The 19,167-nt window shown below is 60.9% G+C and carries 18 protein-coding genes; 1 reads left to right on the top strand and 17 read right to left on the bottom strand.

Going from position 1 to position 19,167, the window contains the following annotated elements:
• Nucleotides 1-26: 26 nt before the first annotated feature.
• The 13 genes from gspD to ETQ85_RS06325 form a co-directional block, all read right to left on the bottom strand.
• Nucleotides 27-2,342 carry a type II secretion system secretin GspD gene (gene gspD, locus ETQ85_RS06385; RefSeq protein ID WP_187394599.1) on the bottom strand — a complete coding sequence of 772 codons (2,316 nt, stop codon included), beginning with the start codon at nt 2,340-2,342 and terminating at the stop codon, nt 27-29.
• 22 nt (nt 2,343-2,364) lie between these two features.
• The gene (locus ETQ85_RS06380; RefSeq protein WP_222862084.1) at nt 2,365-3,021 is read right to left on the bottom strand and encodes a hypothetical protein; all 657 of its coding nucleotides are present in this window, start codon (nt 3,019-3,021) and stop codon (nt 2,365-2,367) included.
• Nucleotides 3,018-3,569 carry a type II secretion system protein GspM gene (gspM, locus tag ETQ85_RS06375; RefSeq protein ID WP_148578218.1) on the bottom strand — a complete coding sequence of 184 codons (552 nt, stop codon included), beginning with the start codon at nt 3,567-3,569 and terminating at the stop codon, nt 3,018-3,020. The genes ETQ85_RS06380 and gspM overlap by 4 nt, the downstream gene beginning before the upstream one ends.
• On the bottom strand, nt 3,566-4,594 hold the full coding sequence (locus ETQ85_RS06370; RefSeq protein WP_148578217.1) for a PilN domain-containing protein: 1,029 nt from the start codon (nt 4,592-4,594) through the stop codon (nt 3,566-3,568). The genes gspM and ETQ85_RS06370 overlap by 4 nt, the downstream gene beginning before the upstream one ends.
• A complete protein-coding gene (locus ETQ85_RS06365) occupies nt 4,595-5,449 on the bottom strand; it encodes a type II secretion system minor pseudopilin (protein ID WP_187394598.1) in 855 nt (284 codons plus the stop codon).
• 64 nt (nt 5,450-5,513) lie between these two features.
• Nucleotides 5,514-6,173 (bottom strand): prepilin-type N-terminal cleavage/methylation domain-containing protein, encoded by a 660-nt coding sequence (locus tag ETQ85_RS06360; RefSeq protein WP_187394597.1) that lies wholly within the window; start codon nt 6,171-6,173, stop codon nt 5,514-5,516.
• Complete coding sequence (locus ETQ85_RS06355; protein ID WP_148578214.1) at nt 6,170-6,577, bottom strand: type IV pilus modification PilV family protein; 408 nt, start codon at nt 6,575-6,577, stop codon at nt 6,170-6,172. The genes ETQ85_RS06360 and ETQ85_RS06355 overlap by 4 nt, the downstream gene beginning before the upstream one ends.
• Nucleotides 6,574-7,071, bottom strand: a complete 498-nt coding sequence (locus ETQ85_RS06350) for a pilus assembly FimT family protein (protein ID WP_148578213.1) — start codon at nt 7,069-7,071, stop codon at nt 6,574-6,576. Before ETQ85_RS06350 ends, ETQ85_RS06355 begins: the two co-directional genes overlap by 4 nt.
• Nucleotides 7,061-7,501 carry a type II secretion system major pseudopilin GspG gene (gene gspG / locus ETQ85_RS06345; RefSeq protein WP_148578212.1) on the bottom strand — a complete coding sequence of 147 codons (441 nt, stop codon included), beginning with the start codon at nt 7,499-7,501 and terminating at the stop codon, nt 7,061-7,063. Before gspG ends, ETQ85_RS06350 begins: the two co-directional genes overlap by 11 nt.
• A gap of 29 nt (nt 7,502-7,530) precedes the next feature.
• On the bottom strand, nt 7,531-8,772 hold the full coding sequence (locus ETQ85_RS06340; RefSeq protein ID WP_148578211.1) for a type II secretion system F family protein: 1,242 nt from the start codon (nt 8,770-8,772) through the stop codon (nt 7,531-7,533).
• The gene (locus ETQ85_RS06335; RefSeq protein WP_246128649.1) at nt 8,765-10,429 is read right to left on the bottom strand and encodes a GspE/PulE family protein; all 1,665 of its coding nucleotides are present in this window, start codon (nt 10,427-10,429) and stop codon (nt 8,765-8,767) included. Before ETQ85_RS06335 ends, ETQ85_RS06340 begins: the two co-directional genes overlap by 8 nt.
• A 99-nt stretch (nt 10,430-10,528) precedes the next feature.
• Nucleotides 10,529-12,934 (bottom strand): tetratricopeptide repeat protein, encoded by a 2,406-nt coding sequence (locus ETQ85_RS06330; protein WP_148578209.1) that lies wholly within the window; start codon nt 12,932-12,934, stop codon nt 10,529-10,531.
• Between the two features lie 112 nt (nt 12,935-13,046).
• Nucleotides 13,047-14,054 (bottom strand): NAD-dependent epimerase, encoded by a 1,008-nt coding sequence (locus ETQ85_RS06325; protein ID WP_148578208.1) that lies wholly within the window; start codon nt 14,052-14,054, stop codon nt 13,047-13,049.
• A gap of 187 nt (nt 14,055-14,241) precedes the next feature.
• Between ETQ85_RS06325 and waaA the strand changes: the two genes are divergently transcribed.
• Nucleotides 14,242-15,537 (top strand): lipid IV(A) 3-deoxy-D-manno-octulosonic acid transferase, encoded by a 1,296-nt coding sequence (gene waaA, locus ETQ85_RS06320; RefSeq protein WP_148578207.1) that lies wholly within the window; start codon nt 14,242-14,244, stop codon nt 15,535-15,537.
• A 4-nt stretch (nt 15,538-15,541) separates the two neighbouring features.
• On the opposite strand, the gene ubiA is transcribed toward waaA, so the two are convergent.
• The 4 genes from ubiA to ETQ85_RS06300 form a co-directional block, all read right to left on the bottom strand.
• Nucleotides 15,542-16,423, bottom strand: coding sequence for a 4-hydroxybenzoate octaprenyltransferase (gene ubiA / locus ETQ85_RS06315; protein WP_148578206.1), 882 nt, complete (start codon nt 16,421-16,423; stop codon nt 15,542-15,544).
• On the bottom strand, nt 16,420-16,974 hold the full coding sequence (locus tag ETQ85_RS06310) for a chorismate--pyruvate lyase family protein (RefSeq protein WP_187394596.1): 555 nt from the start codon (nt 16,972-16,974) through the stop codon (nt 16,420-16,422). Before ETQ85_RS06310 ends, ubiA begins: the two co-directional genes overlap by 4 nt.
• A 67-nt stretch (nt 16,975-17,041) precedes the next feature.
• On the bottom strand, nt 17,042-18,085 hold the full coding sequence (locus ETQ85_RS06305) for a polysaccharide deacetylase family protein (RefSeq protein WP_148578205.1): 1,044 nt from the start codon (nt 18,083-18,085) through the stop codon (nt 17,042-17,044).
• Nucleotides 18,086-18,088: 3 nt separating this feature from the next.
• Nucleotides 18,089-19,015: a hypothetical protein gene (locus ETQ85_RS06300; protein ID WP_148578204.1), complete on the bottom strand. Its 927-nt coding sequence runs from the start codon at nt 19,013-19,015 to the stop codon at nt 18,089-18,091.
• Between the last annotated feature and the right edge of the window lie 152 nt (nt 19,016-19,167).

Below are 19,167 nucleotides of genomic sequence, written 5' to 3'. Positions count from 1 at the left end.
CTCGCGCTTATGCAGAGTCACTTCACTCAGCGCTTGGGCGACAGCAAAGGCTTCAGCCCGTACATTTTGGACTTCAACTCGGCACCGACTTCGCGCACATCCTGCTCCGTACGAACAACCTTGGGCGTGATCATGACAAGCAACTCTGTTCGGGTCTTACTGAGTGTAGTGGTCGAAAACAAGGCCCCCAGCACAGGAATATCCTGCAGCAACGGGATGCCCTGCTTTCCATCGCCCTTATTATCCCGAATCAAACCACCGAGAACAATCGTTTCTCCCGAACGAACCGCAACCTTGCTAGCGATCATCCGCTGCAGAAAAGTACGCTGCCCCGTCGCGGAATCCACGCTTCCAACATCAGAAATGCTTTGATTGATCTGCATGGTGATCAAGTTACCCGCATTGACCGAGGGAATCACCGAAAGCAGCACACCGGTATCCTTGTACTGGATGGAGGACGTGCTCACACCGCCATCGGTCAAGGTGGTCGACGACCTGATAGGCTGCTGATCCCCCACCTGAATCGATGCAGTCTGATTATCCAGGACCATCACGGACGGCGATGAGATTACGTTCACCAACTGCTTGTCGGCCATCGCGTTAAGCACGGCCCGTACCGCACCAAGCGGGTTGGTAACCGTATAGGAAAATCCCTGCTGTGCAGCGTCGATGGCACCCGTCGTCGAGTTACTGAGCACACCAACCCCACTCCAGCCACTACGCCCTACACCACCCTGAAAATACCATTGCAAGCCGTACTTGGTTTCGTCGGTCAGGGTCACCTCAACAATGCTCGCCTCAATGAGAACCTGGTTGGGGGTGATGTCGAGCTGCCTGAGCGCAGCCTCGATCCGCTTATAATCGCGCTTCGGCGCATGAATCAGCAAGGCGTTGTTGTTGTTGTCCGAAACGACACGAATGTCCTTGCCCAGACTGACCTGCGTGACCGAAGAAGGATTAATCTGCCCCTGACCGGCTCGAGTACCGGCCCCCGCGCTCATGGAACCGAAGCCCCCCGCACCAAAAGCGCTTGAACCCGTACCAAAACCGGCAGTCGCCTGGGTTGTGGCGACCAGACCGGGAGCAACCCCTGTCGTGGACTGACCTGAGGTGGTGGTAGGCTGTGGCGCATAAAGCCCGTTCAACAAATTAGCAAGATGCTGAGCCGACCCGTTCTGAACCGGATACACGTAAAGCTGAGCCTCCCCATCGGAGTCCATCGGTTTGTCGAGCCGCTCGATCCAGACCTTCGCTTGATCAAGCATGTGGGCACGCGGCGTGATGACAAGCAGAGCATTCAGCCGCTCAATCCCGAGCACACGCACCAATCCACCCAGCGGCCCCGCCAGTCGAATTGCAGGCACGGCACTCGCATCGTCCGTCTTTGTGGCAGATCCGCCGGCGGCACCGGCAGCCGCCGTCAGCCCCTTGGCAGCAGACTCGCCACTCGCGAACAAAGAGCGCAAGGCCGCCTCGATTTCTTTGACCGATGTGTGCTCAAGCGGAAAAAGACCCACCGACATCCCCTTGAGCAAGTCCACATCAAAGGTAGAGACAATCTCCAGCCAGCCTTCAATCTGATTGCGGGAGCCCGCCAGAACGAGCAAATTGCGCAACAGATCCACCCGGACAAAAGCTTCCGGACCTGCCACGGGACGCAGGATGTCAGCCATCTCGGCCGCTCCGATGTTTTGCAGCGGGATGATCACGCTGCCATACCCTGCAGCGCCCGAATCCGCTCTTCGCAGGATCGGCACCGCACTTTTCATCACATCCGCCTTGCCGATACGGTAGCGACCGTTCACATCGGGAACCATGACAATCCCGTTATTCAGAAGCAGCGACTCGATGATGGTCAGGAGCTGGTCTCGGGGAACCGGATTCTGCGTATGCAGCGTGATGTCACCCGAAAGCGGCGGCACGATTGCGTAATCAAGCTTCAGAAGATCGCCCAGGACAGCATGAAGCACTTCCGTTACCGGGGCCTGCTCGAAACGCAGCGCGACGCCGGTTTCGTCTACGGCAACCATATTCCGTGCAGCCGGAAGCTTGACCACCTGATCATTCCCCTTGATCAGCACAGGATTAGATCGCTTGGTTTTGGCAGCAGAAAGCGCACTGCCAGCCGGCCCGGTATCAGGAACAGTGGCAGGCGCAACAGAGCCCTCCGCACGATAGACATCAACCGGAGCACCAACATCCATAGAGGTGCGGCCTGCGGCGTCCGCGGAGAGCGAACCGGGCAATGCCGGTGGCGTTGCTCCGGGTATACCCTGAGCCAAGGCAGCTTGACAGAGCAGAGCCAGAGACACCATTAAAGCAACAGATTGCAGCCGTTTCATCCTTAGGGAACCCATTTATTGATCACTGCGGAGGGCGCTTGTTCCCACGCGAAAGCAGGGCCGCCTTCCGAGCCCGGCGATCTGCGATCGCCTCTTCCACTGTTCTCGATTTTCCGTCGTTCCCGACAATTCTAGGCATGCCGTCAGCGACGGCGGCAACGCCCTGGACAGCAAGGCTGGAGCTCCCTTGTGCGGCATGCTTGAGCACTAGTGTCCGCACATCACCAGAAGCACTTTTGAAGCGTGCCGAAAAACCTTCTATACCTTCAAGAACCCAGCCACCAAGGGGTTCGCCGAGCCCCACCCGCCGGAACTTGCCACCTGTCAGCGCAATCACACCACCACGCCCGACACCATCTATCAAGCCAACCAGCCGGATATCCGCCAAAGGATCCGGCTCTTTTTCCTCACCCTTCTTGGGCTCCGGAGGCGGAGGCGGAGGTGGTCGCCGGCTCGCCCAAAACAACGGGCGCTCGCTCGTACTGTTGAACTGGACAAGATCGTTTTGCGGCGGCACCACTTTGAACATCAACAGGGAATCAGCGCTCGGAACAACAGCAGCAGGCGCACGCCATTGCACACTTTTGACATCGTAATCCTCATCCAGCCACAGGGCCGCCAAACAGCCGAGCAAAGCCAGATCCAGAAAGAGCATCGGAAGCCATGATTTGAACCTCATGGTTGCACGCGAAGAGATACAACGACCATGGTCACAGACACCTGCTGGGGCAGCTTCACATCCCCCTTGTCAATGGCACGAACGCTGAGCGAATCCACAAACAGTGCCGGCGCACCTCCCGTCATCGCGGCAAGGGTCGCCTGCAGACTCTGCAGCGCCCCTTCCAGCGTCAAAGAGACAGGAATTTGTTCAAGACCATTCTCAACTCGCACGGAAAGCACCTGACTGCTCACGATAGTCATGCCCCCCAGCTCTGCCGCCTGACGGGCCCGCTGCTGCACATCATTGCCAGCCTTGCCCACATCCTGATCGGACGGATACGACCAGCGCCGCAGGCCGGCATAGGCATCGATCACAGCCTTCTTAAGTGGGGCGTCTGCCATCTGCAAACCAAGCAACCGAGCATAGCGGGGCTCTATATTCTGCAGTGCGACCTCTGCCTGAAGATAGCGCTCCCAGCCGTACCAGGCAGCTGCCGCAAGCGACGCAAGAACGATGCAGAAGGCCCCGCCAACACTGATGAGAGCCCTGTAGCGAATCAGGCTCATTGGACCTTTTCCGCGCGATTGATCTTGAACTCGATGGTGAAATACTCCTTGCCGCTCCCCTGCACCCTCGTAGTCGCCGAAGGGGCCTTGACCTCCTGATAACCAGGCTGAGCACCGAGAAGGTCAAGTAACTTGGCCGCATTCGCTGCCTGACCAGAGAGACGGACGATATTTCCCTTGAACTCGAGCGTATTCACCAACACGTCATCCGGCAACAGCAGAGACAGCTCATCAAGGGTCAGCAGTGGATTAGCGTAATTAGCGACAAAACCGTTGACCCGCTCAAGATCCAAATTCAGCTTCACTAGATCTGCGCGCAAACGCACCTGAGGCGCAGCGTTATTGACAAGCCTCTGATTACGCGTATTGGCATCAATTACCTGCGCCCTCAACTGCAAGAGTGGCGTCAAGGTAATGGCTGCCGTCAAAATCAGTCCGAGGGCCAGCAGGAAGAAGAAAAGCCAGCGAGCACGCCATCCCAAGCTCTTGCGATCAGACTCGCCAAAGCCGCGAATTATAATTGGCTGAAGTCCGCCGGCCCATACCTCCGGCTGGCCGGCAGTCTCTCCCAAACCCAAGGCAGCCAAACGCTTCTGAATCTGGGAGCGCGAGGCGAGCACCGACTCGATACGGAGTTGATCACCGTCGGTAACGCCTCGTCGAGAGAAGCCCCAAACCAGGTCGTTCTCAGGAAAGGGACTAGCGCTACGCGCATCAAGGGCAACAGCCGCGCCAAGATCTGCCTCACTCAAACGCGGCAGCACCTGAAATCGGCGCAAAACCAAATCCTCAGGCAACTCAATCGCCAACAGATCGACTTTCCCCTTGAAATCAACCACATCAGCAGAAACGCCAAGTCGTACGCTTTCGCCCCCGTCAGCACTAATCACGCGGACGGGCTGACGTGGACTCATCCATCGAAAGACTGGCCAGAAAGCAGCCTCGGCCCATCCTTCCTGAACGAAGCGGGCGAGCGCAGCCAGATCAAGCCCGAACAGGTTGTAACGACTCTTCTTGGTTGTCATTCAGCGGGGCATTGCAGCAATATCGGCGACCACACCAAACGACCGTTCGGCGCGCAACACCCGCCAAGGCAGACGAATAGATGCCGTTGAGTTAGCATCCACAATCTGAGAGCACACAAGAAAGCGCTCTCCACCAACGGGCACAAAAGCCTTTAGCCGAAATCGCAACGAGGAGGATTGGTCGATGAATTCCTGCATCAAACTGGTGGTATCAACTTGGCCTTGCCCCGAGTCTCGCACAGTAGAAAACCTATCCGCGATAGCGGTGTTTCCTTGGGCAAGCACGCGCAAGACTTCAAAGGGCGCAGCAAGAGGATTGGTGCGTGCCGAACCACCATCGACAGTTATCAAGTTTTTAATTTTATCATAGGTTTCAAAGTCCACTCCAAGCACCTGAAGAAGATCTTCAGTGGCCTCGAACGGCCCTCCACGGGCCCTGAAAGCCACGCCAGCTGCTATATATTCGGGACTTTCGGCGCCTTGAGGGAGTGCCCTGGCATCGGGATCGCGCCAGTCAATAACTCGCTGAGCCAGTGCCTGCGCTCTTGCCGGATCAAGCCCGGCGCCATGCACAAAGAGTGCCGCCAGCAGGGGCTCGGACGCAGCGTTGATAGAAATCAGACCGTTCAATGGCGTCACGACAACCCTGACCCCCTCCCCGTCAAACATGAGATCGAGGGTACGCTGCCGTGAAAACACCTTGGCGTCCGACACAATCTCGCGCAGGGCGAGCTGGATTGCGGCATCGCCGCGCGCCTCTGCCACAGCTGATTCACGCCCAGCTGTCACCGTCCGCAGTTCGGTACGGGCCTGATATACCAAGGCGGACACCAGCAGCATCAGTGCGCTGATCATCCACAACACGGCAATCAGTGCATAGGCACGCTGCCGCCGAAGCCTCGAGGACTCTCTCATCACCTTACCCCGGCCCATTCACGATCCGAACCCCGGTACCATCTGGCATCAAACTGCGCACCGGAAAGACCAGCAATGGCCACTCCGCGCCACCTGCGACAATGGACAGCCGAACCCGCGCCAGCTTGCGCGGCTCGGCGGTATTGCGCCACTCGGCAAGCCACTCGCCCGCGCCCTCCAGCTGATAGAGAAGCGAAAAACCTTCAAGCCGATCCACCAGGATCCGCTGCTCGGCCAGAGACCAGTCCGGCAGCACCTCAAGGCCGGCGAAGGGTAGATAAGACAGCATCAGCGCACTCCCGCCCTCAGTGGCTCCCACCACGTAAAGCCGGAAATGGTACAGCCCCCCCACGCCATGTCGGGCAGGCATCACACCAACCCACTGCACACTGTCGGGACGACCGAGAAAAGTGCTTTCCTCGGGAGTACCAACCTTTGCCAGACGCGGGCGAAGCACCGCAACGCCCAGAATATCGTCGAGAAACCCCGAAATGACACGCCGCTGATCAACCAGCACCAAGCGCTTGTCGAGTTTCTCCTCAGTGATACCGAAGGAACGCATGGCCGTGAGCAAACCCACCATGATGATCGCTACGATCACCAGCGAAATGATCAGCTCGATGATGGTGAAGCCCAGCTGGCGCCGGGACCGCTTGCCCTTCACCGGGGCGCTCCGGGCGAGGGCTTGAGCTGAGGAAGAAGCGTAGACAACATCAGGGACTGGGGACGCTCCTCGTTGCCGAAAACCACTTCGACATCGACCCGGTGAAGGGGCACAGCGGGGCCTGGCGAGGCGGGAAGCGGATAGGCGGCAGACTTTACCTGCCAGCGCAGGCCACCATCCACGCCATCAAGAAACAATCCCGACTCGGGCACCCCGTCGTACATCGCCAACACCGACCGGGCGGTGCGAACGGCACGCTCATAGCGCTCGGCATCGGCAACCGCCCTGACGCTGCCACCGCTGGTTCGGTAAAGCACCGCCAGGGAGAGTGCCATGATGGCAAAGGCAACGAGCACCTCCAGCAGGGAAAAACCCCGCTGGAGCTGCGAACGGCGAATATTCATCGGGAGATCGGCTCTTGGGTAACGCTACCGAGTAACCAGTCAACGCGCAGGCGCACACCGTCACCCGAACGTTTGAAGACGTCCACGCTTCCACCCGTGGCTCCACCTCCAGGATAGAAGCGGATGCTCCCCCCCCCTTGCCCCGCTTCGACGCCTGCCACGATCAGACGTACCTGGACTGACTCGGGCAAGGCGTAATCCACTTTGCCTTGCGGTCCGAAAACCCGCTTTTCCATATCAACAAAGAAGGCCGCGCTCTGCCCCGTCTGCGTCGCCAGTTGGCGTGTAGCCGTCATGCCAGCGAGCATGTGCCGAACAGTGCTGCGGTAGTGGGATGTTTCCATGAGCTTGCCGAAGGCGACTGGCGCCAGCCCCAGCAGAAGCGCGATAACAGCAAAGGCGACGATCAGTTCGAGAAGGGTGAAACCGGCGAAGGCCCTGCGTGCCTTCGGAATGCCCGGCCTGAAGGCCGGGCCGGCACCACTACTTGCCATTACGGATGTCTGAATTCTCACCCTCGCCACCCGGAGAACCGTCCGCACCCAGCGAGATGATCTCCACATCGGCACCATTCTGCGAGCGCTTGTACTTGTAGGGGTTGCTCCACGGATCAAGAGGTACAGTACCGCCCTTTAGGTACGGACCGTCCCAGCCATTGGCCGACGCGGGCTTCTTCACCAGCGCGTCGAGCCCTTCTTCGTCAGTCGGAAAACGCCCGACACTAAGCTTGAAAAGCTCAAGCGACTTCTCCAGATCGCTGATCTGGACCCCTGCGGTCTTAGTTTTGGCACCACCCAGTTGGCCCAGCATTTTGGGGCCGACGAGGCCAACCAGCAGGGTCAGAATCGCCAGCACGACCAGCAACTCGACCAGCGTGAAGCCGGCCGCACGGGCCGGACGTGAAGAACGGGAAAGGTACAGCATGGGGACTCCGAATCTTGGTTTGAAAAGTACTACACCGCCAGATCGTTGACAGACAGAATGCCCATCAGGATCGAGACGATAATCCCGGCGATCATCATGCCGAGCGTCAGAATAAGCAAGGGCTCAAGGAGCGTCAGCCCACGCTTGATACTGGTCTCAACCTCCCGATCGAGGATCCGCGACAGCTCCAGCATCATACTGTCGAGGCGCCCAGTTTCCTCGCCAACGCGCACGAGGTTGATCGCCATTGGCTCAAAAAAACCTGTTTTATAAAGAGCGTCGGTCATTCGGCCACCGCCTTTCATGGCCGGAGCGATGCGCTCGAAAGCGCTGCGGACGTGCACATTACCCACGGTTTCGGTGGCGATGTTGAGTGCAGAGATAACGGGTACACCATTGCCGAGCAAGGTACCCAGGGAGCGTGTAAAGCGGGTGATCTCGTATTTGAGGAAAATCCGGCCAAACACAGGCAGACGCAAAGCCTTTCCCTGCCACCACAAACGGCCGGCCGGTGAAGAGAACCACTTGCTCAGCGCCGCTCCGAGCAAGAAAACGCCCACCCCGAGCAACAATCCGTAGTCGGTAAAAAAGTGACCGGTTGCAACCACGATCCGCGTGGGCGTGGGCAACGCATCACCCATGTCCTTGAAGAGGGTTTCAAACTGGGGAACAACAAAACCGAGCATGGCAACCACGGAAATAACCGCCACCAGCAACAGAATGGCGGGGTAGATCATCGCCGAGATGACACTTTCGCGGAGGGCGCGAATGCGCTCGAGATGCTCCACAAGCCGGGTCAGCACCTCGCTCAATTGGCCACCGATTTCGCCCGAGCGGACCATATTGATGTAAAAATCACCAAAAAAGATCCGGTGCGGTGCGATCGCGCGACTAAGCGGCGCCCCGCCCTTGACTGCAGCGAGCACCCCCTCGAGCAGACTGCCCACCGACACCTTGTGACTCATTCCGACTAGGACCTTGAGCGCCCGGTCAAGAGACAATCCGGCCCGCAGCATGATCGCCAACTCGGAGGTAAACGCGAGCAGATCTGCTTGGGTTGGCTTGCCCTTCCCCGGTGGGCGGGATGCAGGTACGGCAATACCACCGATGGCCGCAGGCTCGACGCTCCCGGCTGTGGCCAGAGAAATGCGCAAGGGCGTCAGCCCACGGGATCTCAGACTGCGCAGCACTGCATCTTCGGACAGCGCCTCGACGACGCCGTCCTTGCGGGCACCCTGGGCATCGACGGCCTGATAACCGTACTCAGGCATTGCTTTGATCCTGCGTCACATGCAGCACCTCCTCAAGACTCGTCTCGCCCAGAGCGACCTTGCGCAAGCCATCCTCGTAGAGGGTAAACATGCCCGACTTACGTGCTGTTTCATGCAAGGCGGTAGCATCTGCACCGGAGATGATGGCTTTGTGCATGCTCTCGCCCAGAACAAAGAGTTCATGGATGCCGGTACGGCCGACATAGCCGGTCTGGCGGCAGGCGGGGCAGCCCTGCGGGTTAAAAACCCGGTAGCTCCCTGGCGGCATGAAACGCTTCAGGCCACTGCGCTGCAAGACCTGCTCGTCGAGATCGACTGGCACTTTGCAGGCCTCGCACAACTTGCGGACCAGACGCTGTGCCAACACGCCATTCACAGCGGAAGTAATGAGATAACGCTCCAGCCCCATATCCTGCAAACGTATCACCGCACCTGCAGCCGTGTTGGTGTGCAGAGTGGACAGCACAAGGTGACCAGTCAGGGCCGACTGCACGGCAATCTGCGCCGTTTCCCCATCACGCATTTCGCCGATCATGATGATGTCAGGATCCTGCCGGAGGATGGCCCGCAACGCGCTGGCAAAGCTGAGTCCGATCTGGGGGTGAACCTGAATCTGGTTAATGCCACCGAGCTGATACTCGACCGGGTCTTCCACGGTGATGATTTTGGTGGCCTGGGCATCGAGTTTACTGAGGGCAGCGTAGAGCGTGGTGGTCTTGCCCGAGCCGGTCGGGCCAGTCACCAGCAGAATACCGTGAGGCCGCAGCAGGAGTGACTCGAACGCCTCCAGAGTGTCCTTGCTGAAGCCCATCTGGTGCAGACTGAATCGGATGCTGGCACGGTCGAGCACACGCATTACCACGCTCTCGCCGTGCACTGTCGGCACAGTGGAAACCCGCAGATCCAGCTCTCGCCCCTTGATGCGCAAGTTGATGCGGCCATCCTGTGGCAGACGACGTTCGGCGATGTTCAGGTGAGCCAGCAGCTTGATCCGTGAAACGACCGCGGCGGCCATGGCCGGAGCAACGGACTCGCCCATCTGAATTACCCCGTCGACCCGATAACGCACGTGCAGACCATCATCGAAGGGCTCGAGATGAATATCCGAGGCCCTCAGGTCGATGACCCGGGCAACGATATGGTTCACCAGACGAATCACTGGCGCTTCGCTGGCCAGATCCTTCAGATGCTCGATAAAGTCGCCGCCGGTGTCAAATCCATCACCGTCATCGCTCGCCTCGCCATCCTCGGACGGAGCCTCCAGCAACCCCTTCAGGGCCGTTTCTATTTCATTCTCAAGCCCCAGCGCAACCCGGATTTCCAGCCCGGTGGCGAGACGCAAGGCCTTGACGACAAAAGCGTTCTGCGGCTCGGCGCAAACCACGGTCAGCACCCCGTCCTGCTCGGCGAGAGGCAACACCCGGTGAGAGACCAGAAAATCGGGGGCCACCCCTTCCGGCAACGGCAACTCGCCAGGAAACGCGTCAGCCACAATCAGCGGCACCCCCAACTGACGCGACAGCGCACGCGCAACATCCAGGTCGGACACAACCCCCAGCCGGATGAGCACAGACCCGAGCATGCCCCCCATTTCCACCTGGGCCGACAGTGCGCGTTCAAGATCCCGCGCACCAAGCTTGCCGTCGGCAACCAGCATGTCACCCAGCATCACGTGCGGAGCTTCGTCGAAGGAGATTTGCTGTTCAAGCATGGGCACCGCCAGTTTGATGGCGTTGAAGCGCCGAAAAAAAACCGCTCACTGCCCGTCGGCCTTGCTGCGAGTTGCGGCCTTCGCAGAATCCAGCATCTGGCGAATGGTGACTCTCAGTTTGGTGGCGTCCGGTTTTTTATCCACGATGACACTCGCCCGCTCCAGCAGCGGCAGTGCGCCACGGTAATCACCTCGGGCGATACGCTCAGAGGCGACGTTGTTGAGTGACATGGCCAAGTCGACATCATCGGCCTGCAGGACAAGTTCCCGAATGCGCAATGCCTCCACCAGATGGGTCGCAGCTTCTTGACCCGCCCGACGACTGAAGAGGGACACACCAAGATTGTTTTCGGCAGTAGCCTGGTCAGCCCCGGGGGCACCCGGCAGGCGCTGGTGAATGAAAATGGCTTGCCTGTAGCACTGCTCGGCTTCGCTGGACTTGCCCTGCAGACGCAAGGCTTCGCCCAGATTATTCAGAACAATGCCCGTCTGAACATTACCCGGATTGAATTCAGCGGCACGAGTTTCAAGGAGATAACGGTAGTCGGTGGCAGCATCAGCATAGCGCTCCTGTGAGAAGGCCAGCTCGGCCAGCATCAAGCGCAGGGAAGTCACCGACGAATTGCTGTCTGCGTCTGGACGAGCTTCACGCAGGGCCAGCAGACGCCGATAGAGCTTCTCGGCTTCGGGCAAATCCCTGTTAGCTCGATGGATCTCCGCTACCTGCTCCAGGAGAGCCTCGAATGCCAGGCTCGATGCACCAAGACTCATCTCGCTACCGGCGATCAGGCGGGCGTAGAGCGGCGCCGCGTCGGCATAACGCTTGCGTGCCAGGTAGGAGTCGGCCTGATTTTGGAGAAGTGCGAGCACCACCGGGCTATCGGGCCCCAGATAGCCCGACTGAATCGCCAGCAGGCGCTTGTTGTATTCATCAAGAGCGGTCTGGTCGCCAGTGGCAACGCTCATCGCCGCCAGACCGGTGAGGGGCGGTAACAACTCGGGGTGTTCGGCACCGAACACCTTTTCCAGCGCCGCCACCGAGCGGGCGAACTGGGGTGTTGCATCCACGTAGCGTCCCTGCTGGCGGTAGAGTTCCGCCAACTCATTGCGGGAGCGTGCCACGACCGGATGGTCAGCAGGCAGATTCTTCTCGCGCATGGCCAGGGCACGGCGATACAAGGGCTCAGCCTTGGCAAGATCGCCCCTCGCCACAGCTACCCGGGCCCGGGTAGCTGTGGCGAGGATCAATGCTGGATGATCAGACCAGACACCCCCTCTCAACGCTTCAAAAGCCTCATCGAGCAAGGATTCAGCCTCATCGTTCCGGCCTTGGGCGCTTACCACCTGCGCCAGACGTGCGAGGGATTCGGCATAATCCGGATGAGTACGTCCCAGGCGAGTCTCGCGGATGGCAAGAGCACGTTGCATGGTACGTTCAGCGAGGGCGTACTGACGCTGATCCGAATACAGCGCAGCCAAACGTGACAGGGAAACGGCAACTTCCGGATGTTTTCTACCCAGACGCTTTTCGCGGATATCCAATGCACGCAGATAAAGGGGCTCGGCAGCACTATAACGATACTGAACCCGGTACAGCTCAGCCATGGCGACCAGCGACAACGCCACATCGGGATGCAGGCCACCCAAGGCTCGCTCACGAATATCCAGCGCACGCGCGCACAGCTTTCCGGCTTGGGCATAGCGCCCCTGCTCGCGCAACAGCTCGCACTGCTCACAGAGGGATGCAGCGACATCGGGGTGATTCACGGCCAAAGCCTTTTCGCGAATGGCGAGTGCCCGGGTCTGCAAGGGTTCAGCGATCGGAAAGAGCCCTTGGGCACGGTACAGTTCCGCCAGATTGCTCAAAGACATGGCCACATCGGGGTGAGTCGGCGACAGCGCCCGCTCGCGCAACTCAAGGGCACGCTTGTGCAGCAGCGCGGCCTTGGCGTAGTTCCCCATAGCCTTGTGGAAAGAACCGAGGTTGTTGAGGGAGTTGGCAACCTCGACGCTGGCGTAGCCGCGCACGCTTTCTCGAATTTCCAGCGCGCGCCGGAGAAGCGCTTCCACCTTGTCAAGATGCCCCTGAGCCAAGTAGATGAGGCCGAGGTTGTTCAGCGATGTGGCGAGATCGGGATGATCAGGGCCGAGACGGCTTTCACGAATCGCTAGTGCCCGCTCGAAAAACGGCTCGGCCAAATCATAATCGGCATTCAAAAAGTGGATTGAAGCCAGCTCGTTAAGTGCCGCGGCAACCTTCAGTGCGTCGCTACGCCCACCCTGCTCCGCCGCATCCACAGCGGCTCTGGCGGCATGGATACGCGCTTCGTAAGCCTGAAGAGGAGCCAGCACAGTCGGCTCGGAGGAGGTCGTGCTGATGGCAAGCACGGGGGCAGGCACTAGGCTCACCATGCTCGCGGCAAGCAGGGTGAGGGCGAAACTTGGTTTCATCGTTCTCGGTTTTCCACAGATGCGGCGGATAGTTTAACCGAGGCCGTATTGGACATTGACAGAATGTGGGTCACAAACCGCCGTGCCGCCTTCGGCACGGCCCCGGGATGCATCACTTTCCGTAATAGCCCCGGTACCATTCGACAAACCGGCCAATGCCGACCGGCACCGGGGTGGCCGGCACAAAGCCGGTCCACGCGTTGAGGGCGTCAGTGTTGGCGTAGGTGGCAGGCACATCGCCATCTTGCAGGGGCATGAAGTTCTTCTCGGCTTTCATGCCCAGCGCGTCCTCGATGGCTTCGACGAAGCCCATCAGTTCCACCGGGTTGTTGTTGCCGATGTTGAACACACGGTAGGGCACGTTGCTGGTGCTCGGGTCCGGCTGGTCGGCGTTGTAGGCGGCATCCGGCTCGGCCGTGTGATCGAGGGTCTTGATGACGCCCTGGACGATATCGTCGACGAAGGTGAAGTCGCGCTTCATCTTGCCGTGGTTGAACACATCGATGGGACGGCCTTCGAGGATGGCCTTGGTGAACAGGAACAGGGCCATGTCGGGACGACCCCACGGACCATACACGGTGAAGAAGCGCAGGCCGGTGGTGGGCAGGCCGTACAGGTGGCTGTAGGTGTGGGCCATCAGCTCGTTGGCCTTCTTGGTGGCGGCGTAGATGCTCACCGGGTGGTCCACGCTGTCGTGCTCGGAGAACGGCATCTTGGTGTTGCCGCCGTACACGCTGGAGCTGCTCGCATACACCAGGTGCTTGACCTTGCCGTAGCGACAGCCTTCCAGGATGTTCATGAAGCCGACCAGGTTGCTCTCCACATAGGCCTGGGGATTGACCAGCGAGTAGCGCACGCCGGCCTGGGCGGCCAGGTGGATGACCTTGTCGAACTGCTCTTCGGCAAAGAGCTTCTTCATGCCTTCGTTGTCCGACACGTCCATTTTCACGAAACGGAAGTTCTCGTGGGGCGTCAGGCGCGCCAGGCGGTCGTGCTTGAGCTGGACGTCGTAATAGTCGTTCAGGTTGTCGAGACCAACCACGTGATCGCCTCGCGCCAGGAGGAGCTGGCTGGTGTGCATGCCGATAAAACCGGCTGCGCCGGTAACGAGAATTTTCATGGTCGGGGAATGCCTGAGTTGTTGAAATCGAATCCGGCCCGCCCGGACAGAAAACGACACCCGGATACACGGCCAGCAGCGCGGCATTTTCGCACGGGCGCATTGCAGGGTAAATCCACTCCATGATCTATCCGTGCCATCTGTAACGACTTTATACTTCGGAGCCCTGGCAGCACACCCTATCTCCTTGATCCTTCGCACCCTTTACACCGCCATCTGGTATCTGGCCGCACCGCTGGCCTTCCTGCGCCTGGCTTGGCGCGCCCGTCGTCAGCCCGAATACCTGCAGCACCTGGGTGAAAGGCTTGGACGCTACCGCATCCGCATGCCCGGGCCGGTCATCTGGCTGCACGCAGTGTCGGTCGGCGAAACCCGCGCCTGCGCCCCGCTGCTACATGCCCTGCTGGATGCCCACCCGGAGTGCAGCGTGCTCCTCACCCACATGACGCCCACCGGACGGGCCACCGCCGCCGAACTCTTCGGCGAACTCGCCCCACGTGTGCACAGCGTTTACCTTCCTTACGATCTGCCGTGGGCGATCCGGCGCTTCCTGCGCCACTTTCATCCGCGTATCGGCATCCTGATGGAAACCGAGCTGTGGCCGAACCTGATTGAAGGCTGCAGACGTACCGGCACCCCGCTGACCATGGTCAATGCCCGCCTGTCGGAGCGCTCTGCCCGCGGCTACGGGCGCATCGGCAGCCTGGCCCGCAACGCCTTCGCCCACCTGAGCGCCATCGGCGCCCAGACCGAAGGCGACAGCCGGCGCATGGCAAAACTCGGCGCCCGCAACCTGCTGGTCACCGGCAACATCAAGTTCGACATCGCACCGCCAACCGAGATGCAGGCCCTCGGCGCCGATTTTCGCAACCGCTTCGGGCCGCGCCAGGTTCTCCTCGCAGCAAGCACCCGGGAAGGAGAGGAAGGCCCGCTGCTCGACGCCTTCGCCCGCCTGTGCGCACCGGACGTGCTGCTGGTGCTGGTGCCCCGTCATCCCCAGCGTTTCGACGAGGTGGCGAAACTGGTGCAACGGGCCGGCCTGAAGGTACAGCGTCGCTCCCGCGACATGCCGGTGATGGCCGACACCCGCGTGTGGCTCGGTGACTCGATGGGGGAAATGTATGCGTATTACAGCGCCGCCGATGTGGCGCTGATTGGCGGCTCATGGGAGCAGCTCGGCGGACAGAACCCCATCGAGGCCAGCGCGGTGGGTTGCCCGGTAATCGTCGGCCCCCACACCTTCAACTTCTCGGTGGTCTGCAACCAGGCCATCGAGGCCGGCGCCGCCGTGCGCGCCGACAACATTGAGGACGGCCTGCACCAGGCGCTGAAAATCCTCGACAACCCGGCACGCCGCAAGAACATGGGCGAGGCCGGCCGCCACTTCGCCGAGTCACATCGGGGTGCCACCGCGCGCACCGTGGATCTGCTCACGCCGCTCCTCAAGACCGCCCGGCCCAGCAAGCCGGGGCGCCAGGGGTAACGGTTCAGATAGCGGGATTCAACAGGTAATCCACTGCCCAGCCGGCAAAAATCACCCCGCCCACCCAGTTGTTGTGCAGGAAGGCCTTGAAGCATCTGGGCCGGTCCCGGTCGCGGATCAGCATGTAGTGGTAACCCATCATCCCGGCTGCCACCGCCAGACCGGCGATGAAGGCGGCGCCACGGCCGGTGTGCAGCCCGGCCCAGCCGACGAGCAGCAGCGTCGCGGCATAGCAGACCATGATCGCCGTCACCTCGAAGCGCCCGAAGGTGATGGCTGAAGTCTTGATGCCGATCTTCAGATCGTCCGGACGATCGACCATCGCGTATTCGGTATCGTAGGCCACCGCCCAAAACACGTTGGCGATCAGCATTACCCAGCCCACCAGCGGCACCTCGCCCTGCAGCGCAGCGAAGGACATCGGGATGCCGAAGCCGAACGCAATGCCCAGGTAGGCCTGGGGAATGGCCAGGAAGCGCTTGGTAAAGGGGTAGCTACCGGCCAGGAAGAGCGCCGGCACGCTGAGTGCGATGGTCAGGCCATTGAGGGGCAGGATCAGCAGGAAGGACAACACCGACAGGCCGGCCGCCAGCAGCAGCGCCTCCTTCGGACGGACCCGCCCGGCGGCCAGCGGCCGGTTGCGGGTGCGCTCCACGTGGCCGTCGAAGTTGCGGTCGGCGTAGTCGTTGATCACGCAGCCGGCCGAGCGCATCAGCACCGTACCGATCACGAAGATTGCCACCACCAGCAGCGACGGCCGCCCGGCGCCGGCCACCCACAACGCCCACAAGGTCGGCCACAGCAGCAGCAGGATGCCGATGGGCTTGTCGAGGCGCATCAGCTTTTCGTATTCGGACACGCGTTGGCGCAGGGTCAGGGTGCTCATGGGGCCAGATTCCGGATGGCGGGCAGAAAGACTTCAGTGATGAGAAGCGGCGCAGCGCTCCGATGAAAGACCGAGCGCCGCGCCCACAGGGGCGGCAGCGCGTTGCGTCCGGTGGCCTGGGCGGCGTGATGCCAGCGCGTGTCGCGGGCATCCAGGCGGGCGGCCTCAAGGGGCGAACGATGCACCCGCGGATCATCGAAGAGCACCGCTGCCAGCGGTCGCCCACCCAGGTGGCGAAGCAGGTGCCAGGCGGCGGGAACCGTCGTTGCGGCAACCAGCGAACGGGCAAAGACCACCGGCTCGCCGTCGGCGATCAGCAAAACTTCGCGCTGCCACAGGGCGCCATGACGATGCACGCCGAGCGCCGCCAACTCGTCGGGCAGGACCACGCCCTTGCCCTGGGAAACCACCTGCAGCGAGAAGCGGCCGCAACGAGCCCGGATGCGGGCGGTCAGGGAATGATCGTCGGTCAGCCACCCGCGCATGTCGCGCGGGGCACGCCATGCTGCGCAACGAAAGGGATCGCGGCCCGGAAAATGGGCAAGGGTCATCAGAAACGGAAAAGCGGTTAAGTCAGCGCCCCAATTGTAGGGGTTTTGGGGCGCTCGGAAAAAGTCTTCAGCCGCGGCCGGCAAGCCGGCGGAGAAAGTCGGCGAATCCGCTCATTTCGGACTCGAACTCCAGCGGATGGATATTTTCCCCGTCCAGGAAGCGGCTCAGGTAGAACCTCTGTCGCTCGTCAGCCCGCTCGAGGAGCCCGGGAATGCAGGTTGTGGCCGAGACGACACCGAGATTTCTGAGCAGTTGATGGGCGTCGGCGTCGTGGTCTCCGCTGGGATAGCAGTAATGCCGCGCCATGGGCAGACCCACTTTGCCGATCTCGGCCTGGCAGCGCGCCAGATCAGCCTTGAGTTCATCAGGCCGCCCAACCGGATATTGGTGGACGTGACCGTGCAGTTCGATGGACCAGCCCTGGCTGGCCATCTGCAGCAGCTCGTCCGGACGCACGAAATCGAAGCGCCGGGATGCAAGGTCCAGCTCGGCCGCAGAGACACCCAACTGGGCGGCGAAGCGTTCCAGGTCGGCACAGACGCCTGCGCGGCTCGCTCCGTTCTGCTCCAGCCAGCGCAACATTGCGCCAGCCAGACGTTTTTTACCGGCAGAAGTGGACAGGTCGTGGGCGCCATCCACGCCCGCATCGAACCCCTGGATGTTCGCCTGGGCCCGCCCCGCCTTCCACAGGATGTAGCTCAGGGTCACGTCCAGGTTAGGCCTGCCGGCCACGAAATAGCCGGTGCACAGGTACAGGGTGGCGGGCAGTTGGCGGCGCTCAAGGACCGGGTGAAGCCCCCTGAAGGTGGAATACCAGCCATCGTCAAAGGTCAGCACGGTCGGCAGCCGCGGGCGCGGGCGGTCATTGCCGAGCATCGTCACCGCCGCGTCGAGCGGAATGATGGAGAAACCCTTGTCCTGCAGCCACTGCAGGCGGGCCTCCAGCAGGCCGGCCTGACAGAAGAGCAGCGAGTTGAAGCGGCGCTCGTCACCCATATTGCCGCCGTGATAGCACAGGATGCGCACCTTCGAACGACTCAACCAGCGAAACAGACGAAACAGACCGGCAGTGCGGGCAAGACGGAGAACAGACAGCTTGACGGCCTTCATGCTTCAGGCAGCCCCGCCGGGATTGCGGGCAGCCCAGGCCATCTGCTGTTGCCTGCCCCACGCCATCATGTAACTCCTGGGCATGTATTTACCCTCGTCGTGCAGCTTGCGCCGGCTCGGCGAAGTGGACAGGGCGTTGTCGAGCGCTTCGCCGCCCTCCTCGACAAAAATCAGCTGGGCGCCGCCCCTGACGGGAATCTCGCGCAGGTAATCGAGACGCGGACTGATGTCGGCCAGCGCGGGATCATAAAACCAGCTGCTGCCATACATGCCGAGAAGATCAGGCCGAACCCGGTAAAGGTCGGCACAACAGCGATAGCACTCGTTCCAGCCCTCTTCGTTGAAATCATCCAGGAACGACAGGTGGGTGTGTATCTGGATGAAGGGCTTGAAACCGCCCAGTTGCACGAATTTCAGCAGGTTTTTCGGCACGGCGGCCAGCCCTTCCCGGAGGATGAGGGAGCGGGGAATACCGCAGCGGGTGTCGAGCAACTGGGCCGCAGCGGCATACAGGCGCAGCGTGACCAGGCCGAGGTCTTTCAGCAACAGGTCGCTATCGGGGTCGAACCAGTCGGCATCGCTGGCAATCGCGCTCGCGATACGCTGCAACTGTTTGCTGTGATGATGGACGATGCGCGGCGGCAGCGCCTCCAGGCGACCGGACACGATCAACTCGGCAACGCCCTGCCCAAGCGCCGCACGCAGAAAGGACCGCGCAGCTTCGGGGCCTTGCGCCGTGGTGACTTGGGCGAGCGCAGCACGGGCAGCGTCGGGAATATGGCGGTAATGGTCGAAGCGGCCCACCGCAGCATAGTCGGCGATGAACCGGGCCACCGATACGCCGTCGGGGAGGCGCCCCAAGGCCGCGGCAGCTGCACCAGCGTTGTTCCTGGCTTCCTCGGCAATGCTCGTCAATGCAGGATTCGGCATGGAATTTCCTTCCGGAGTCGGGGTGATTCAGCTGGCGGGCGGGCAGTATTGCATACCATCCGGGAATCCGATAGTTCGGGAAAAATACGCCCCGAACCGGGGTTCGGCTGCGCATTTCTGCACGACTTTGCACCGAATTGACATGCTGCAAC

The sequence above is a fragment of the Zoogloea oleivorans genome, assembly GCF_008107625.1.
GTDB classification, from domain to species: Bacteria; Pseudomonadota; Gammaproteobacteria; order Burkholderiales; family Rhodocyclaceae; genus Zoogloea; species Zoogloea oleivorans.
The sequence above is the reverse complement of the archived record's forward strand: the minus strand, read 5'-3'. Positions and strand labels throughout refer to the sequence as shown.

What these genes read in the sequence shown, in the direction of transcription:
- gspD (WP_187394599.1), bottom strand. Translation starts at nt 2,342, where the DNA reads ATGAAACGGCTGCAATCTGTTGCTTTAATGGTGTCTCTGGCTCTGCTC.
- ETQ85_RS06380 (WP_222862084.1), bottom strand. Translation starts at nt 3,021, where the DNA reads ATGAGGTTCAAATCATGGCTTCCGATGCTCTTTCTGGATCTGGCTTTG.
- gspM (WP_148578218.1), bottom strand. Translation starts at nt 3,569, where the DNA reads ATGAGCCTGATTCGCTACAGGGCTCTCATCAGTGTTGGCGGGGCCTTC.
- ETQ85_RS06370 (WP_148578217.1), bottom strand. Translation starts at nt 4,594, where the DNA reads ATGACAACCAAGAAGAGTCGTTACAACCTGTTCGGGCTTGATCTGGCT.
- ETQ85_RS06365 (WP_187394598.1), bottom strand. Translation starts at nt 5,449, where the DNA reads ATGATCAGCGCACTGATGCTGCTGGTGTCCGCCTTGGTATATCAGGCC.
- ETQ85_RS06355 (WP_148578214.1), bottom strand. Translation starts at nt 6,577, where the DNA reads ATGAATATTCGCCGTTCGCAGCTCCAGCGGGGTTTTTCCCTGCTGGAG.
- ETQ85_RS06350 (WP_148578213.1), bottom strand. Translation starts at nt 7,071, where the DNA reads ATGGCAAGTAGTGGTGCCGGCCCGGCCTTCAGGCCGGGCATTCCGAAG.
- gspG (WP_148578212.1), bottom strand. Translation starts at nt 7,501, where the DNA reads ATGCTGTACCTTTCCCGTTCTTCACGTCCGGCCCGTGCGGCCGGCTTC.
- ETQ85_RS06340 (WP_148578211.1), bottom strand. Translation starts at nt 8,772, where the DNA reads ATGCCTGAGTACGGTTATCAGGCCGTCGATGCCCAGGGTGCCCGCAAG.
- ETQ85_RS06335 (WP_246128649.1), bottom strand. Translation starts at nt 10,429, where the DNA reads ATGCTGGTTGCCGACGGCAAGCTTGGTGCGCGGGATCTTGAACGCGCA.
- ETQ85_RS06330 (WP_148578209.1), bottom strand. Translation starts at nt 12,934, where the DNA reads ATGAAACCAAGTTTCGCCCTCACCCTGCTTGCCGCGAGCATGGTGAGC.
- ETQ85_RS06325 (WP_148578208.1), bottom strand. Translation starts at nt 14,054, where the DNA reads ATGAAAATTCTCGTTACCGGCGCAGCCGGTTTTATCGGCATGCACACC.
- ubiA (WP_148578206.1), bottom strand. Translation starts at nt 16,423, where the DNA reads ATGAGCACCCTGACCCTGCGCCAACGCGTGTCCGAATACGAAAAGCTG.
- ETQ85_RS06310 (WP_187394596.1), bottom strand. Translation starts at nt 16,974, where the DNA reads ATGACCCTTGCCCATTTTCCGGGCCGCGATCCCTTTCGTTGCGCAGCA.
- ETQ85_RS06305 (WP_148578205.1), bottom strand. Translation starts at nt 18,085, where the DNA reads ATGAAGGCCGTCAAGCTGTCTGTTCTCCGTCTTGCCCGCACTGCCGGT.
- ETQ85_RS06300 (WP_148578204.1), bottom strand. Translation starts at nt 19,015, where the DNA reads ATGCCGAATCCTGCATTGACGAGCATTGCCGAGGAAGCCAGGAACAAC.